18 protein-coding genes and 3 tRNA genes are annotated in these 15,426 nt (G+C 72.8%); 3 read left to right on the forward strand and 18 right to left on the reverse strand.

Translation table 11 applies throughout. The features are described from left to right. Positions 1–177: 177 nt before the first annotated feature. From AF1_RS04380 to AF1_RS04430, 11 genes are all read right to left on the reverse strand, one after another. On the reverse strand, positions 178–375 hold the full coding sequence (locus AF1_RS04380) for a hypothetical protein (protein WP_021598747.1): 198 nt from the start codon (positions 373–375) through the stop codon (positions 178–180). A gap of 178 nt (positions 376–553) precedes the next feature. After that, entirely contained in the window at positions 554–844 is a 291-nt protein-coding gene (locus tag AF1_RS04385; RefSeq protein ID WP_067793702.1) for an acylphosphatase, read from the reverse strand. Further along, positions 844–1,776: a bifunctional DNA-formamidopyrimidine glycosylase/DNA-(apurinic or apyrimidinic site) lyase gene (gene mutM / locus AF1_RS04390; RefSeq protein ID WP_067793703.1), complete on the reverse strand. Its 933-nt coding sequence runs from the start codon at positions 1,774–1,776 to the stop codon at positions 844–846. Before mutM ends, AF1_RS04385 begins: the two co-directional genes overlap by 1 nt. After that, positions 1,769–2,548, reverse strand: a complete 780-nt coding sequence (rnc, locus tag AF1_RS04395) for a ribonuclease III (protein WP_067793704.1) — start codon at positions 2,546–2,548, stop codon at positions 1,769–1,771. Before rnc ends, mutM begins: the two co-directional genes overlap by 8 nt. Positions 2,549–2,830: 282 nt before the next feature. After that, a complete protein-coding gene (gene rpmF, locus AF1_RS04400; protein WP_067793705.1) occupies positions 2,831–3,010 on the reverse strand; it encodes a 50S ribosomal protein L32 in 180 nt (59 codons plus the stop codon). Position 3,011: 1 nt separating this feature from the next. After that, on the reverse strand, positions 3,012–3,656 hold the full coding sequence (locus tag AF1_RS04405) for a YceD family protein (protein WP_067793706.1): 645 nt from the start codon (positions 3,654–3,656) through the stop codon (positions 3,012–3,014). A 92-nt stretch (positions 3,657–3,748) separates the two neighbouring features. Further along, positions 3,749–4,231, reverse strand: coding sequence for a pantetheine-phosphate adenylyltransferase (coaD, locus tag AF1_RS04410; RefSeq protein WP_067793707.1), 483 nt, complete (start codon positions 4,229–4,231; stop codon positions 3,749–3,751). A 103-nt stretch (positions 4,232–4,334) separates the two neighbouring features. Further along, positions 4,335–5,786 (reverse strand): penicillin-binding transpeptidase domain-containing protein, encoded by a 1,452-nt coding sequence (locus AF1_RS04415; RefSeq protein WP_067793708.1) that lies wholly within the window; start codon positions 5,784–5,786, stop codon positions 4,335–4,337. A 29-nt stretch (positions 5,787–5,815) separates the two neighbouring features. Beyond that, a complete protein-coding gene (gene rsmD, locus AF1_RS04420; protein WP_067793709.1) occupies positions 5,816–6,382 on the reverse strand; it encodes a 16S rRNA (guanine(966)-N(2))-methyltransferase RsmD in 567 nt (188 codons plus the stop codon). After that, a complete protein-coding gene (recG, locus tag AF1_RS04425; RefSeq protein ID WP_067793710.1) occupies positions 6,379–8,568 on the reverse strand; it encodes an ATP-dependent DNA helicase RecG in 2,190 nt (729 codons plus the stop codon). Before recG ends, rsmD begins: the two co-directional genes overlap by 4 nt. A 33-nt stretch (positions 8,569–8,601) precedes the next feature. Continuing rightward, a complete protein-coding gene (locus tag AF1_RS04430; RefSeq protein ID WP_242608856.1) occupies positions 8,602–10,185 on the reverse strand; it encodes a DAK2 domain-containing protein in 1,584 nt (527 codons plus the stop codon). 190 nt (positions 10,186–10,375) lie between these two features. Between AF1_RS04430 and rpmB the strand changes: the two genes are divergently transcribed. After that, complete coding sequence (gene rpmB, locus AF1_RS04435; RefSeq protein WP_030164391.1) at positions 10,376–10,570, forward strand: 50S ribosomal protein L28; 195 nt, start codon at positions 10,376–10,378, stop codon at positions 10,568–10,570. An 88-nt stretch (positions 10,571–10,658) separates the two neighbouring features. Here rpmB and thiD read toward each other — a convergent pair whose 3' ends face one another. From thiD to AF1_RS04450, 3 genes are all read right to left on the reverse strand, one after another. Further along, complete coding sequence (gene thiD / locus AF1_RS04440) at positions 10,659–11,471, reverse strand: bifunctional hydroxymethylpyrimidine kinase/phosphomethylpyrimidine kinase (RefSeq protein ID WP_067793774.1); 813 nt, start codon at positions 11,469–11,471, stop codon at positions 10,659–10,661. A 54-nt stretch (positions 11,472–11,525) separates the two neighbouring features. Then, complete coding sequence (locus AF1_RS04445) at positions 11,526–12,389, reverse strand: cellulose binding domain-containing protein (protein WP_067793712.1); 864 nt, start codon at positions 12,387–12,389, stop codon at positions 11,526–11,528. Between the two features lie 116 nt (positions 12,390–12,505). Next, entirely contained in the window at positions 12,506–13,420 is a 915-nt protein-coding gene (locus AF1_RS04450; RefSeq protein WP_067793713.1) for a thiamine-phosphate kinase, read from the reverse strand. A 134-nt stretch (positions 13,421–13,554) separates the two neighbouring features. Here AF1_RS04450 and AF1_RS04455 point away from each other — a divergent pair, with 134 nt between their 5' ends. After that, on the forward strand, positions 13,555–13,788 hold the full coding sequence (locus AF1_RS04455) for an Lrp/AsnC ligand binding domain-containing protein (protein ID WP_067632172.1): 234 nt from the start codon (positions 13,555–13,557) through the stop codon (positions 13,786–13,788). Further along, positions 13,775–14,239 (forward strand): DUF3515 domain-containing protein, encoded by a 465-nt coding sequence (locus tag AF1_RS04460; protein WP_242608855.1) that lies wholly within the window; start codon positions 13,775–13,777, stop codon positions 14,237–14,239. The genes AF1_RS04455 and AF1_RS04460 overlap by 14 nt, the downstream gene beginning before the upstream one ends. Before the next feature lie 79 nt (positions 14,240–14,318). Here the strand turns inward: AF1_RS04460 and AF1_RS04465 are convergent, their stop codons facing one another. The 4 genes from AF1_RS04465 to AF1_RS04475 all read right to left on the reverse strand — a co-directional run bounded on the left by AF1_RS04465 (position 14,319) and on the right by AF1_RS04475 (position 15,233). Further along, positions 14,319–14,897: a TetR/AcrR family transcriptional regulator gene (locus tag AF1_RS04465; protein ID WP_067793714.1), complete on the reverse strand. Its 579-nt coding sequence runs from the start codon at positions 14,895–14,897 to the stop codon at positions 14,319–14,321. 76 nt (positions 14,898–14,973) lie between these two features. Continuing rightward, positions 14,974–15,058, reverse strand: a tRNA-Tyr gene (locus AF1_RS34115). Positions 15,059–15,080: 22 nt separating this feature from the next. Further along, a tRNA-Leu gene (locus AF1_RS04470) sits at positions 15,081–15,153 on the reverse strand. Between the two features lie 5 nt (positions 15,154–15,158). Then, positions 15,159–15,233: transfer RNA gene (locus AF1_RS04475), tRNA-Leu, on the reverse strand. Between the last annotated feature and the right edge of the window lie 193 nt (positions 15,234–15,426).

A 15,426-nucleotide genomic window follows, 5' to 3' on the forward strand; every position in this document is an offset into this window, starting at 1 on the left:
GCCCGTTGAAGGAGGGCGCTCCAGCGCCCGACGCCAAGGGCGACGCAAACAACACAGCGATCGCCGCTTTGCTCGTTGAAGGAGGGCCCCCCAGGGCCCGACGCCGAGAGCGAAGCAATGAATACAGAAGGGACGCCAGGTGGCGGCGTCCCTAGCTTTCCGGAAATGAGGCGCCGATCAGGTCAGCGCCGGTTCACGGTCCTTCACCGCCAGCGACATCACATCGTCGTCCGTCGCCGTCGCAAGCGCGTCGTTCTCTGCCTGAAGCCGTACGAGCTCGGCCTCCAGATCACGTACGCGCTGCTGCAGGCGCCGCATCTCCGCGACCATCCGGGGGTCGGGACCGCCGACGTGGCCGAGTAGAGCCTTCGCCATGACTAAGGGTCCTCCACGCTGAGTAACCAGCAGGGATCGCGCACGAGAAACAGCTGAAGTCGGTGCGCGTATCGTCTAGAGTCGCACCGGCCGGTGTCCTGGTCAAGACGCACATCACAGGCCGGTAACAACCTTCCTCTACTAGTTTAGCAGGTGAAACCCGAAACCCCCCAACCCGTCAGCGCTCCACGAAGCCGGGGGCCTCGCCGCGCGGGGCGCTCCAGCGCTCCGCCACGCCCGTGACCTTGCCCGGACGGCTCGGCGTGTCACCGCCCAGCAGGTCGAGAAGCTGCCGGCACCTGCCTCGGGGGCCCTCCGCGACGACCTCCACGCGTCCGTCGCTCAGGTTCGACGCGCTGCCGGCCAGGCCGAGCTCCAGTGCCCGTGACCGCACCCACCAGCGGAACCCGACGCCCTGGACGCGTCCGCGCACCCAGGCGGTGAGCCGCACGATCTCCTCGTCGTCCATCACGTTCCGGAACCCTGGTGGCGGGCGCGCCTGGGGCGCGGCTGGCACACCGGGCAACTGTAGGACGAACGGTTCATGAACTCGTCGCGGCGGATCGGGGTGCCGCAGCGGCGGCACGGCTCGTCCCGCCGCCCGTAGGCGTCGAGGGAGCGTTCGAAGTAGCCGCTCTCGCCGTTCACGTTGACGTACAGGCTGTCGAAGGACGTGCCGCCGACCGCCAGGGCGGCCCCCATGACGTCCCGTGCGGCTTCCAGGACGCGCGTGGCCTCCGCCCGCGTCATCGTGTCGGTCGGCCGCGCCCAGTGCAGCCTCGCCCGCCACAGCGCCTCGTCGGCGTAGATGTTGCCGACCCCGCTGATCAGTGACTGGTCGAGGAGCGCCCGTTTGATCCCGGTCCTGCGGCGGCGGAGCGCGCGGAAGAACGTCTCCGCGTCGAACGCGTCCTCCAGCGGGTCGGCGGCGATGTGCACGATCGGTTCCGGGACGAGCGCCTCCGCCGAGAAGGCGTCCGGGACGAGGTCGGTCACCATGAGATGGCCGAACGTCCGCTGGTCGACGAAGCGGAGGTCGTGGCCGCCGTCGTCGAAGACGATCCGGACCCGCAGGTGCTTCTCGCGCTCCCGGTCCGGCTCGCCGACGAGCAGCTGCCCGCTCATGCCCAGATGGGCCAGCATCGCCTCACCGGGGCCGCCGGAGCCGTTCCGCGGGGGCGGCCCCCCGGACTCCCCGTCCAGCGGGATCCACATGTACTTGCCGCGGCGGCGGGGGGTGAGCATGGTGCGGCCCTTGAGGCGGGCGGCGAAGTCGGCCGGGCCCGCCTCGTGGCGGCGCACCGAGCGGGGATGCAGCACCTCGGCGCAGGCGATCGTCCGGCCGGTCGTCCAGCGTTCCAGGCCGCGCCGGACGACCTCGACCTCGGGAAGCTCAGGCACCGGCCTGGGCCGCCTGGCCCGCTTCCCGTGCGGCCTGCCCGCCCTGCGCCTCGGCCTCCCGCTGGACGACGATCGCGCGGATCTCGTTCCAGGCGGCCTCGGCGGCGTGCTGCTCGGCCTCCTTCTTGCTGCGGCCCTCGCCCGACCCGTAGGTCTTCCCGCCGACCCGCACCGAGGCGCGGAACGTCTTCTGGTGGTCGGGCCCGCTCTCGGCGACGTGGTACTCGGGGACGCCGAGTTCCTCCACGGCGGTGAGCTCCTGCAGCGAGGTCTTCCAGTCGAGCCCCGCGCCGAGGCCGGCCGACCGGGCGATCAGCGCGTCGAAGAGCCGGTGCACGAGGGCGGACGCCTCCGCCAGCCCGCGGTCCAGGTACACGGCGCCGATCAGCGCCTCCAGGGTGTCGGCCAGGATGGACGCCTTGTCGCGGCCCCCGGTGCCCTCCTCGCCGCGGCCGAGCCGGATGTGGGCGCCGACGCCGAGGCCGCGGGCCACGCCCGCGAGGGCGCGCATGTTGACCACGGCGGCGCGCAGCTTCGCCAGCTGCCCCTCGGGCAGGTCGGGATGGCCCCGGAACAGGGTGTCGGTGACGACGAGGCCCAGCACCGAGTCGCCGAGGAACTCCAGGCGCTCGTTGGTGGGCAGGCCGCCGTTCTCGTAGGCGTACGAACGGTGCGTCAGTGCCCGTTCAAGCAGCTCGTCGTCCACTTGGACGCCGAGCGCCGCGGTCAGTTCCGCGCGCTCCGGCACGGGTTCGCTTCTCTTGGCGCTCACGGGCCCTCCTCGCAGGCCGTGCACCGCGCATCGCGCGGTCGCTGGTGCGGCGCGCCGGCCGGAACGGCCGGGACGGCGGGGACGCACGGCGGGAGGGGTCCGCGAAGACGAGGTGCGCGCCGGTCTGCCGACCCGGCGTGCACCACGGCTCCGGGCGCGTTCTCCGCGCCGTTCACCACGCCGACGTCACGCGCCGGGTGGTCGGGGTGCGATGTCCGTCCCGCACCGTGGGGGGCGGGCCGCGCCGTTCGCGCGGATCCGCCCCCCAGGATGCGAGAAGGCTCAGGCCGACGGGGTGATGACCTGCCGCCGGTCGTAGGTTCCGCACGTCGCGCACGCGGTGTGCGGCAGCTTCTTGTCGCGGCACGCCGGGCACTCGACCAGGGTCGGCGCCGCGGTCTTCCACTGCGCACGCCGGTGCCGCGTGTTGCTGCGCGACTTCTTCCGCTTCGGGACGGCCACGTCAGCCCTCCTGCCTTCCTTCTCGTCGGTCGGATCCCTGGGAGCCGGAACTCCCGTTCCCCCGGTCGGGGGAGGCCGGCGCCATGTCGCCGGCGAGGTCTCGCAGCGCCGCCCACCGTGGGTCGGCGGCGTCGTGGTGGTGCCCCGGCTCGACGTCCGCCAGCCGTGCACCGCAGTCCGGGCACAGGCCCGGGCAGTCGTCCCGGCACAGCGGGGACAGCGGCAGCGCGAGCACCACCGCGTCCCGCAGGACCGGTTCGAGGTCGATGAAGTCGCCCTCGAGGCGGAGCTCGTCGTCGTCGGCGTTCCCGCCCGAGCGGGTGTCGTCGTAGACGAACAGCTCCTGGAAGTCCGCCTCGAAGGTCGAGGCGATCGGGTCGAGGCAGCGGGAGCACTCCCCCTCCAGGGGAACCGTCGCCGTGCCGGTGACGAGCACCCCCTCCAGCACCGCTTCAAGCCGGAGGTCCAGCTCGATCGCGGCGCCCGTGGGGACGCCCACCATCCGGGCGCCGAAATCCTCCGGTGCCGGCACGGTCAGGTGCGCCTCCCGCGACGACCCGGCCTGCCTGCCCAGGGCTCGGGTGTCGAGCACGAGAGGGGCGCTGGGGTCGAGGCGAGTCAGCGGATTCCTGCTTTCGTGAGGCATGGTGAACGGCGGCCGCCTGTGATGGCCGATGTCCCAGGGTACCGAACCAGGGGCGATGACCCAACTCGCGGCCCGTGCGCCGGGCCCCGGGGTCAGTTCCCCCGCTGGAGCCGCTCCACCAGCCGCTCGTGGACGCTGTCGGGGACGAGCCCGGAGATGTCCCCCCCGAACTTCACGACCTCCTTCATCAGGCTCGACGACAGGAACGCGTACTCGGGGTTCGTCGCCATGAACAGGGTCTCGACCCCGGCGATCCGGTGGTTCATCTGCGCCATCTGCAACTCGTACTCGTAGTCGCTGACGGCCCGCAGCCCCCGGACGATCACCGGGATGTCCTGCTCCCTGCAGTAGTCGACGGTGAGCCCGTAGAAGGTGTCCACCGTGACGTTGCCGTACTCCCGGGTGACCTCGGTGATCATGTCGGCCCGCTCGTCCACGGTGAACAGGCTCTTCTTGTTCTTGTTGATCAGCACGGCGACGACCACCTCGTCGTAGAGGCGGGAGGCGCGGCTGATGATGTCGAGATGACCGTTGGTGACGGGGTCGAACGATCCCGGACAGACGACACGGCGCACGATGTGAACCCCTTCGGTCCCGGTTTCTGACCTGCGGCGTGAAAGTACCAAATCGCATTCGGCTCGCTTTCACCCGGGCTCATCGCGGGGCCGCGCCGCCCGCTCAGCCGCCCAGCGCGTCGATGATCTTCGCGGCGATCGGGCCTGACTCGATGCCGTAGCCGGGCGCCTCGGTCACCACCGCGACCGCGTACCCGGGGTTCTCGGGCGGGCCGAAGCCGATGAACCAGCGGTCGTTGTAGGCGGCGCCCTCGACGTCGGCGGTCCCGGTCTTGCCGCCGAGGACGGAGGTCCCCTTCAGCGACTTGCCCGTCCCCCGCTCGACGACGGCCTTCATCAGGTCCCGCATCTGCTTCGCCTGGCCGGACGTCAGCGCCCGCGACATCCGCCTGGGCGAGATCGTGTCCACGGTGGAGCCGTCCGAGGCGCGTACCTTGGCGACGAGGTGCGGCCGCATCACCACTCCGTCGTTGAGGACGCCGGCGGCGACCATGGCCATCTGCAGCGGCGAGGCGACCGTGCTGCCCTGCCCGATCGCGCCGAGCGCGCTGAGCGCGGGCTGGTCGGTCTCCGGGAACGAACTGGGGGCGCTCTTCAGGCCGTTCGCGTACTCGATCCGGTCGCCGAACCCGAACCCCGCCGCCTCCCGGTGGACGGCGTCGTTACCGGGCTCCTCCGCCCCCATGTACGCGAACGTGGTGTTGCACGACTGGGCGTACGCCTCGATCAGCGGGATCCGGTTCAGGTCGCAGGAGCCGCCGATGTCGCCCGCGTCGTTGTTGATCGCCTGGCCGGCGCCCGGCGGCCGGTAGCCGCGTCCGGCCCTGACCCGGGTGTCCGCGCTCGCGCCCGCCTCCAGCGCCGACGCGGCGACCACGGTCTTGAACGTGGAGCCGGGCGGGAACAGTTCCCCCGTCGCCTTGTTGAGCAGCGGCTTGAGCTTCTGGCCGCTCAGCCGGTTGAAGGCGTTCACGGCCTTCTCCCGGTCGAGCGTCGACACGTCGTTCGGGTCGTAGGACGGCGTGGACGCCATCACCCGGACCGCGCCGGTGCCCGCGTCCAGGACCACCGCCGCCGCGCGCCGCGCGCCGCTCGACGCCAGCGCGTCGTAGGCGGCGCGCTGCGCCTTCACGTCCACGGTGGCCTCGACGGTCCCGCCGGGGACGTGCTCGCCGATGAGCTTGTCGACGAAGTTCGACGTGGCGAGACGGGCGTCGGAGCCGTCCAGGAAGTGGTTCTCGGCCTGCTCCAGCCCGGTCTGGGCGAACACGGAGAAGTAGCCGGTGATCGGCGCGAAGACCGGACCGTCCTTGTAGCGGCGCTGGTAGCGGTGGTCGGCGCGCTCCTCCGACCAGGCGAGCCGTTCCCCGTCCGCCACGATGGGGCCGCGGTCGACCTTGAAGCGGTCCTCGAACTGGCGGGCGTTGAGCGAGTCGTCGCGCAGGTTCTGCGCATCGAAGCCCTGCACATAGGTGATGTTCGCCATCAGCGCGATCACCATCACCAGGGTGACGACCCAGGTGCGGCCCACCGCGCGGTCGATCCCCGGCTTCATGGCATGCCTTTACCCGCGCTTCCCTCGCCTCAACGGCCTTCCGCGCGGCCGTACCAGAAAATCGCCTCGCCGTAACGCCGGTCGCGCTCCGCCTCGTAGCCGTCCGGCCACCGCAGCGCGGGCCCGCGCGCGGCGCGCTCCACGACGATCAGCGCGCCCGGGGCGGCCCAGCCGTGGTCGCGCAGGTTCTCCAGCAGGACGGTGACGGAACCGTCCGCCAGCGCGTACGGCGGGTCGGCGAAGATCAGGTCGTAGGGCTCGCCGGGCTCCCTCCGGACGAGCCGCTCCACCTTGTCCGGGCAGGGGACGGCACCGGGCAGCCCGAGCGCGTCGATGTTCTGCCGGATGACCCTCATCGCCCGCGGATGCGACTCGACGAGCAGCGCGTGCGCGGCGCCCCGGGAGAGCGCTTCGAGCCCGACCGCGCCCGACCCGGCGTACAGGTCCGCGACGCGCAGCCCGTCCAGGGGGCCGAGCAGGGCGAGGACGGTGGAGAACAGGCCCTCCCTGGCGCGGTCGCTCGTCGGCCTCGTGTCCCGTCCCGGCGGGACGGCGAGCCGCCGCCCGCCGGCGCGGCCCGCGATGACCCGCGTCATGCCTTCTCCAGGAAGTCGGCGCGTTCCTCGTCCAGGAGGGAGGCCAGCACGGTCGCCAGGCCGGGGTGACCGGACAGGTCGGGGTCGCTCTCCACGAGCGCCGTCGCCTCCTCGCGGGCGTCGCGGATCACGTCCTCGTCCCGCTGGAGGGTGAGCAGCCGCAGGCTGGAGGCGCGGCCGGCCTGCGCGGCGCCCAGCACGTCGCCCTCGCGGCGCTGCTCCAGGTCGAGCCTCGACAGCTTGAACCCGTCGGTGGTGGACGCGACGGCGGCGAGCCGCTCCCGCGCCTTGCCGCCGGGTTCGGCGTCGGTCACCAGGAGGCAGAGGCCGGGCAGCGAGCCGCGGCCGACCCGGCCGCGCAGCTGGTGGAGCTGGGAGACGCCGAACCGGTCGGCGTCCATGATGACCATGACGGTGGCGTTGGGGACGTCCACACCGACCTCGATGACCGTGGTGGCGAGCAGGACGTCCAGTTCCCGTCCGGTGAAGCGGCGCATCACCGCGTCCTTCTCGTCGGGATGGAGCTTGCCGTGCAGGACGCCGATGCGCAGGCCGGCAAGGAGTTCTTCCAGTTTCGGCAGCATCTCCATGATGCCGAGCGGCGACCGGCGCTCTCCTTCCTCGGCGGCCACGGCGTCGCCTTCGTCACCCTCCTGTTCCCCGATGCGCGGGCAGACGATGTAGATCTGCCGTCCCTTCGCGGCCTCCTCCTTGATGCGCTCCCAGGTGCGGGCGAGAAACGCGGGTTTCTCCGGCGGCACCACGTGGGTCTGGATCTGCGAGCGTCCCGCTGGGAGCTGCCCGAGCACCGAGGTCTCCAGGTCGCCGAACACCGTCATCGCGACCGTGCGCGGGATCGGCGTCGCCGTCATGACCAGGACGTGTGGACGCCCGCCGCCGACCTTCTCGCGGAGCGCGTCCCGCTGCTCGACGCCGAAGCGGTGCTGCTCGTCCACGACGACGAGCCCGAGGTCGGCGAACTGGACGCTCTCCTGCAGCAGCGCGTGGGTGCCGACGACGATCCCGGCCGCGCCGGACGCGGCGTCCAGCAGCGCCTCCTTGCGCGCCTTGGCGGCCAGCGACCCGGTCAGCAGCGCGACGCGGGTCGCGTGCTCCGCGCCGCCGAGCCGCCCCGCCTGCGCCAGGTCACCGAGCATCCCGGTGATGGACCGGTAGTGCTGCTGCGCGAGGACCTCGGTGGGCGCCAGCAGCGCCGCCTGCCCGCCGCCGTCCACGACCTGCAACATCGCCCGCAACGCGACCACCGTCTTGCCCGCGCCCACGTCGCCTTGGAGGAGGCGGTGCATGGGGTGTTCCCCGGCCAGGTCGGCGGCTATCTCGTCGCCGACCTCACGCTGGCCCTTGGTGAGTTCGAAAGGCAGGCGCGTGTCGAACTCCGCCTGGATGCCGCCGAAGACGGGCGGGCGCGGCTTGGCGGGGAGGGCGGCGGCGGCGAGCCGGCGCTGGGCCAGGGCGATCTGGACGACGAACGCCTCGTCCCATTTGAGGCGCTTGCGGGCGCGGCTCAGTTCGTCCCAGCTCTTGGGGCGGTGGATGCCCTCGTACGCCTCCCGCAGGCCGGTCAGTCCGCGGCGCCCGAGCAGGGCCTCGGGCATCGGGTCGGCGTGCAGGTCCAGGTGCGCCAGGACGGTCTCGACGGACCTGCCGATCGTCTCGATGGGCAGCGTCTTCGTGGACGGGTAGATCGGGATGATCTCGTCCGCCCACTCCTGCGCCGCCTGCTCCGCGCTCCGCTCGTGGACGACCTTGTACTGCGGATGGGTGAGCTGCCGGACGGCGTTCCCGCCGCGCGGCCGGTAGGTGCTGATCTTCCCGGCGAACAGGCCGCGGGTGCCGGGCGACAGTTCCTTTTCGGCCGTGTAGGAGCCTTTACGGCCGAAGAAGCTCAGCCTGAGCTGACCGGTGCCGTCGGTGACGGTGATCTCCAGGACGTAGCCGGGGTTGCGGGTGAGGCTGCGCCCCTGGACCTTGACGACCTCCGCCATGACCGTGACGTGCTCGCCGTCCTCCAGGCCGCTCAGCGAGGTCAGCTCGCCGCGGTGGGCGTAACGGCGCGGGTAGTGGTGGAGCAGGTCGCCGACCGTGTGCAGGTCGAGTCCCTTCTCCAGCGCCTTGGCCGTCTTGTCGCCGAGGACCTTGCGCAACGGCTCGTCGAGATTCGCCACGCAGTCTTTTCTAGCCCATGGGCACGACGGGATTCACTCTACGCCGATGAGGAGCGGGTACCGTTCCTGCCCGCCGTCGTAAACGCCGGTCTCCACGTCGGGGTGGTCGAGGCGGAGATGTTCCCCAAGTTCGTCCGCCAGGCCGGGCGGGGCGTAGGTCCCGATGATCAGCGTGACGAGCTCTCCCCCGCCGGACAGCATGCGGTCGAGGACGTTCCGGGCGACCTCCACGACATCTGCTCCGATCGTCACGACATCGCCTTCGATCAGGCCGAGGACGTCCCCGGGCTGACATAGGCCGACGCTCGTCATCGCCTCCTGCCCCGCGACTTCCAGGTGGCCGAACCGCGTGGCCCCTGCGGCGCGGGTCATCTCGATCACGTCCTCGTTGAAGCGGCGCAGCGGGTCGTGGACCGCCAGCGCCGCCATCCCCTGGACGGACGCCTTGGTCGGCACCACCGCGATCCGCGCGCCGCCGTCCCGCGCGCGCTCCGCGGCGGCCTCGGCGAGCCCCAGGACCTCGGGTTCGTTGGGCAGGACGGTCACCTCGTCGCCCGCCGCGAGGATCGCCTCCGCCAGCACCGCGAGCGGCGGCACCGTGCCCGGCCCACGGCGGACGACCCGCGCGCCGCACTCCTCGAACAGCGCGGCCAGCCCGTCGGCGGCGGTCACGGCGATGACCGCGCGTCCGGTGTGCGGGGCGTGCGGCTCCTCCTCCGCGCCCACGCGCAGGTAGCCGACCCGGATCCGGTGCGGGCGCCCCGCCGCCATGCCCGCCTCGATCGCGGCGCCGGCGTCGTCCACGTGGACGTGGACGTGGACGTTCCACAGGCCGTCGCCGCCCACCACGACGAGGGAGTCCCCGAGGGCGTCGAGCCTCTCGCGCAGGGCGTGGACGGCGTCGTCCGGCGCGTCCAGCAGGTACATGACCTCGTAGCCGGGGCCCTTCGGTTCCGGGCGCGCCCCGGCGGGCGCCGGCGTCCCGGCGATGCGGGCGGGCACCTCGTACCGCTCGGGATACTCCTCGGTGACCACGGCGGCGAGCGCGTCGAGCACCACGCACAGCCCCGCCGCCCCCGCGTCGACCACGCCGCTGCGCGCCAGGACCTCCAGCTGGCCCGTGGTACGGCGGAGCGCCCGGCGGGCCCCGGCGGCGGCGTCGCGGCACGCCTCGGCGAGGCCGGGCGACGCGCACGCCGTGGCGGCCGCGGCGAGGACGCTCAGGATCGTCCCCTCCACGGGATGCTCGACGGCGCCGCGGGCCAGCCCGGACGCGTGGCTCAGCGCCCTCGCGAGCGCCGTCCCGTCCGGCGGCGCCTCCAGCGGGCCGAGGACGTCCGCGAGCCCGCGGAACGCCTGGCTGAGGATCACCCCCGAGTTGCCCCGGGCGCCCAGCAGCGCCCCCTGCGCGAGCGCCCGCCACGTCTCGGTGAAGCCCGCCGCGCCGGGCAGCTCGTCCAGCGCGTCCGCCGCCGCGATCACGGTCAGGTGCAGGTTGGTGCCGGTGTCACCGTCCGGAACGGGGAAGACGTTGAGCGCGTCGATCTCGCCCCTGGTACGGCCGAGCGCGTCCGCCGCCAGCCTGCACCACCGCCGCACCGCCGCACCGTCGAGCACCTCGCCCAAGAGCCCGCTCCCCTTCTCGCTCCCGCTGCCGGCGATTCGCCTACCGGCGGGGTGTCGGCTAGTCTGATCCGTGCGCCTCGTCCGAGGCGCTCGTCAGTGAGCACCCATGATGCCCGGCCCGTCCGTCGGCGGCACCGGGGCGGCGCTCCGGTCAGAGCATCGATACCACTTGGAGTTTCCCGTGGCTTCCGTCTGCGACGTCTGCGGCAAGGGACCCGGTTTCGGCATGCGCGTCTCCCACTCGCACCGCCGCACCCCGCGCCGCTGGAACCCCAACATCCAGCGTGTGCGCGCCGTCGTGAACGGCAGCACCAAGCGGATCAACGCCTGCACGTCCTGCATCAAGGCCGGCAAGGTCGTCAAGCCCACGGTCTGACCGCCGTCCCCGACGGCTTCGGGCCGGCTCACCGGACATCGCCCGGCGAGCCGGCCTTTTGCGTGCCTCGAATCTTTGCGTGCCTGGGTCAGGGGCGGTGGCGCCAGGCATGGTCCACGGGTCCTATGCCGGCGCCGAGGGGGAAGCCGGCCGCGATCGCGCCCGTCACGTACTCCTTGGCCTTCGCCACCGCCGCGGGGACGTCCTCACCCAGCGCCAGGTTGGACGCGATGGCGGACGCGAGCGTGCAGCCGGTTCCGTGGGTGTGCCGGTTGTCGTGCCGGGGCGCGGTGAAACGGTGCTCGTGCTCGCCGTCGAACAGCAGGTCGGCGGGCTCTCCCGGCAGGTGCCCGCCCTTGATCAGCACCCACCGCGGGCCGAGCGCCTTGACGGCCTCGGCCGCCTCGCGCAGCCCCGCCTCGTCCACGACCTTGACGCCGGTGAGCTGCTCCACCTCGTACAGGTTCGGTGTGGCGACGGTCGCGACCGGCAGCAGCGCCGAGCGGACGGCGTGGACGGCGTCAGGAGCGAGCAGCGGGTCGCCGTGCTTCGACACACCGACGGGGTCGACGACAACGGGCGCGCCGGCGGCGGCGAGCGCCTCGGCGACGGTCTCGACGAGCACCGTGGACGCCAGCATCCCGGTCTTGATCGCATGGGCGCCGATGTCGGACAGGACGGAGTCGAGTTGCGCGCGCACCGCCTCGGGCGGCAGTTCCCAGTAGCCCTGGACGCCGAGCGAGTTCTGCGCGGTGACGGCGGCGATGACGCTCATCCCGTGGACGCCGTGAGCGAGCATGGTCTTCAGGTCCGCCTGGATGCCGGCGCCGCCGCCGGAGTCCGAGCCCGCGATGGTGAGCACGAGCGGCGGGGCCGGGGACGAGGGCGAGATACGCGACATGCCGTCCACTTTATGGTGCGCTGACCGGCGCGGCGATCGTGGCCGGCGGCGTCCTCACACGAGGCTGCAGGGCAGCTTGTTCAGGATGCAGGCGGACGGCCGGGAGGCGGTGCCGCGCGCGGTGAACACGACCCGGACGGTGTCGCCGGGTACGATCCCGCCCTGGCCGCGCACGAACGCGACCCGGCCGGTCCGGACGACGGTGGCGCCGCTGACGGCGGTGACCGAGGCGTTCGGGATCTTGAAGGCGAGCGCCCACTTCGAGACGGGCTGGTGCCCCTTGTTGGCGATGGTGGCGGTGGCCTTGAAACCGCCGGGCGTCTTGGCGGCGACCCGGAAGGCGATGATGAGGCCGTCGGCGCGGCCGGTGCCGCGGCCGGCGCGCTCGCCCGGGCCGCGCTGGGAGACCTGGCTGTCGCGCGGGTTGCTCAGTGTTTCGCGCGGGGCGCCGCCCGCGAAGTTGAGCGATATCTGCTGCGTGCTCAGCGCGTAGGAGACGATCCCGACCGCGATGACGAGCGCGACGATCGGCAGCAGCGGGAGCGGCAGCACCGAGACGAGCCTCGTCCAGCCGCTCCCGCCGGACGATTCGGCGTGGGACTCGGTCTCCGGCCTGTCGCGCGGCCGTTCCGGCGGGTTCTCGGGGGCGGGGGCGGGGGCGCCGGGATAATCGCCCGGATAGTCCCCTGGGAGCGGGTCGAAGTGGGATGAGCCGGGCGGTCCGTGCTGGCGTTCCGCGGCCGGCGGCGGCCCCGGCCGAGGCCGCTCGTACGACGACACGAACACCCGGTCATCGGTGGGCCCGGAGAAGGCCTCGAAGGACGGGTCGGCGGGAGCCCCGTAGTACGACCCCTGGGACGCGGGAGCGCCCGGTAGGGGTTCGTCGTCCGGTTGCTCGTGCCTCGTGTGTCGTCCCATCCCATCCCTCTTCGATCACAGGATGTATACCAAACCCGTACCAAACCTGCCTACCGGATGCGGCAACGCGCACAGGTGTGCACGTTCCGTGCACCTCACCGTCCGGACGGCCCCGTTCAGCCGTCGAAGTGGTCCCAGGAGCCGGGCGGCGGTTCGCGTCCGTCCACGCGCACTCCCGCGCCTTCGGTGACGACACCGATCCGCGACCAGGACGGCGGCACGGGGCCGGGAAAGGTTCCGGCGAACGCGTGGTCCTCGCCGCCGGTGAGCGCGTGCCGCAGCCCGTCCGGCCCGAGGATCCGCGGGACGGGGACGGCCGCGGAGTCGATCTCGATCCGCACCCCGCTCGCCGCCGCGATGTGCCCGAGGTCCTGGACGAGGCCGTCGCTCACGTCCATCAGCGCGGTGGCGCCCTGGGCCCGCGCCTCGCCCCCGGCGGCATAGGGCGGTTCTGGACGCCGGTGCGCCGCGATCAGTTCCGCGGGCCCGCCGCGCCCCGCGCCGAGCAGCGCCAGCCCCGCGGCGGCGAACCCGAGCCTGCCGCGGACCGCCACCGCATCGCCCGGCCGGGCCCCGGACCGGGTGAGCGGCGCCCCGCCGCCCAGGTCGCCGAGCGCGGTGACCGCCAGGGTGATCCGCGGGGCGGACACGACGTCGCCGCCCGCGACGGACGCCCCCGCCACCCGGCACTCGTCGGCGAATCCGTCATAGAGTTGCTCGGCCCAGCCCGCGCCGGTCTCGGCCGGTGCGGCGAACCCGATCAGCAGGGCCGTGGGCCGGGCGCCCATCGCCACGACGTCGGCGAGGTTCTGCGCGGCGGCCTTGCGCCCGATGTCGTAGGGGCCGGACCAGTCACGGCGGAAGTGGCGTCCCTCCACGAGGAGGTCGGTGGTGGCGACGACACGCCCGTCCGGGGCCGCGATCACCGCGGCGTCGTCGCCGGGCCCGAGCAGGACCGCCTCGCCCTGCGGCAGTCGCCGCGTCAACCGGCCGATCAGCCCGAACTCCCCCAACTCGCCGATCGTGCCCATCCGCGCCCGTTCTTCCGTGTTCCGCCTGTTCGGGACGCCTCACGGAAGCACACGGCACCCCGGCCCCCCGCGACGGCGCGTAACACGATACGGTGAACCGTCCGACGGTTGATTCTCCGCCCTGGGAGGACGTGATGGTGCAGGCCTACATCCTCATCCAGACCGAAGTCGGTAAGGCCGCCGAGGTGGCGGGCCACATCTCCGGCGTGACGGGCGTCACCCTGGCGGAGGACGTCACGGGTCCCTACGACGTGATCGTCCGAGCGGAGGCGCGCAATGTGGACGAGCTGGGCAAGCTCGTCGTGGCGCAGATCCAGGCCGTCGAAGGCATCACCCGCACCCTCACCTGCCCGATTGTTCACATCTAGGCTCCCGGCGGCGCTCCTGCTCACCGCGCTGATGGTCCTGGCCGCCGGGTGCGGCGAGGGGGCCGTGCAGGTGCCCGTACCGCATCCCGACGCGGCGACCGCGCGGCTGTGCCAGGGTCTGCGGCTGCCCGAGAAGGTGCATGAGCAGGAACGCCGCGACACCTCCCCGAGCTCGCCGCTGACCGCCGCGTGGGGCTCGCCCGCGATCGCGCTGCGCTGCGGTGTGCCGCGGCCCGCCGCGCTCCATCCCCGGTCCCAACTGGTGACGATCAACGGGATCGACTGGTTCGGCGTGCCCGCCGACCGGCCGGTCACCTTCACCGCCGTGGGACGGCAGGCGTACGTCGAGGTGACGGTGCCCCCGAAGTACAACCCGGCCGGGGACGTGCTGATCGAGCTGGGACCGTCGATCAAGGCGACGATCCCGGCCAAGCCCGAGGGCCAGATCTGATCACGGCTTCGGGACGAGGCCCTCGCCGCGCGGGCGGCGGCGAGCCCCGGCCGCTGCCCGCTCCAGGCGCCGTTTCACCTCACCCGGGCAGGATGAGGTCCGCCGTCTCGGCGAGCCTGTCGGCCATGCCGGCATAGGACGTGTAGCCCATGCCCGCGTGCACCAGCGCGCCGGTGCAGGCCAGCTCCAGCGCGCCGAGGATCTCGGGGGCGTCGTGGTCGCCGAGCGCGGCCCGCAGCCGCTCGCGGATCGCCACGCCGATCCGCACCCGCAGCTCGCGGACGTCGGGATCGGTGCCGAGCAGCGCGGTGGTGCAGGCCGCGGCCAGCTCCGGCTCGTCCGATCCCAGCAGCGCGATCTCGCGCAGCGTCCCCGCCACGCGCTCGCGCGGCGTACCGTCCGCCGCGACGGGCGGCAGGGCGCTGAGCCGGCGCCAGAACACCTCGCTGATCAGGTGGTTCTTGGACGCGAAGTAGGTGTAGGCGGTGGCGGGCGCGACGCCGGCGCGCTTGGCCACGTTGCGGACGGTCAGGCCCTCGTAGCCGGTCTCGCCGACCTCCGCCACGGCGGCGTCGGTCAGCCGCCGCACGGTGCCGGCCTGCCGCTCGCTGAGGCGGCGGCGGGTGGGCTCGGTCGTCAGCCGCTCATTCCCGGACACATGTCCAGACGCTAGTTCCGGAACCGCCGGGGGGCAATCTCCCGCACGGGCCGGTGACGGACGAGGGGAATCAGGGTGGGGCGGGTGGGATTCGAACCCACTCAGTACAGAGACACCTGGGTTACAGCCAGGCCCGACTCTCCGGGCGTCGGCGCCGCCCCGTGCGCGGGTGGACCCGCGTCGTACCTCCGGAGGGATTCGAACCCCCATCGCACAGCACCTCATGCTGCCGTCTCTGCCGTTGGACTACGGAGGCGTGCGTGCGGCTCCCGGGATTCGAACCCGGAACGTCCACTTCCTGAAAGTGGCCTCTCTTGCCGGTTGGAGTAGAGCCGCTGGGATCTCGCCAGGGTGGGCGCCGCTCGCGGCCTCCGGCCGGGGGTGTCAGGACACGGGATACCGGCCGGGGCGGGCGTGCGACGCCGAGGGCAGTCGAAGCCGATACTGCTCCAGAGCCATGGCCGGTCCTCCTCTCGATGTCTCGGACACCGTCCACGGTGCCATCGGCGGCGAGACGGCCGCAACATGT

The sequence above is a fragment of the Actinomadura formosensis NBRC 14204 genome (assembly GCF_001552155.1).
Classification (GTDB): Bacteria; Actinomycetota; Actinomycetes; order Streptosporangiales; family Streptosporangiaceae; genus Spirillospora; species Spirillospora formosensis.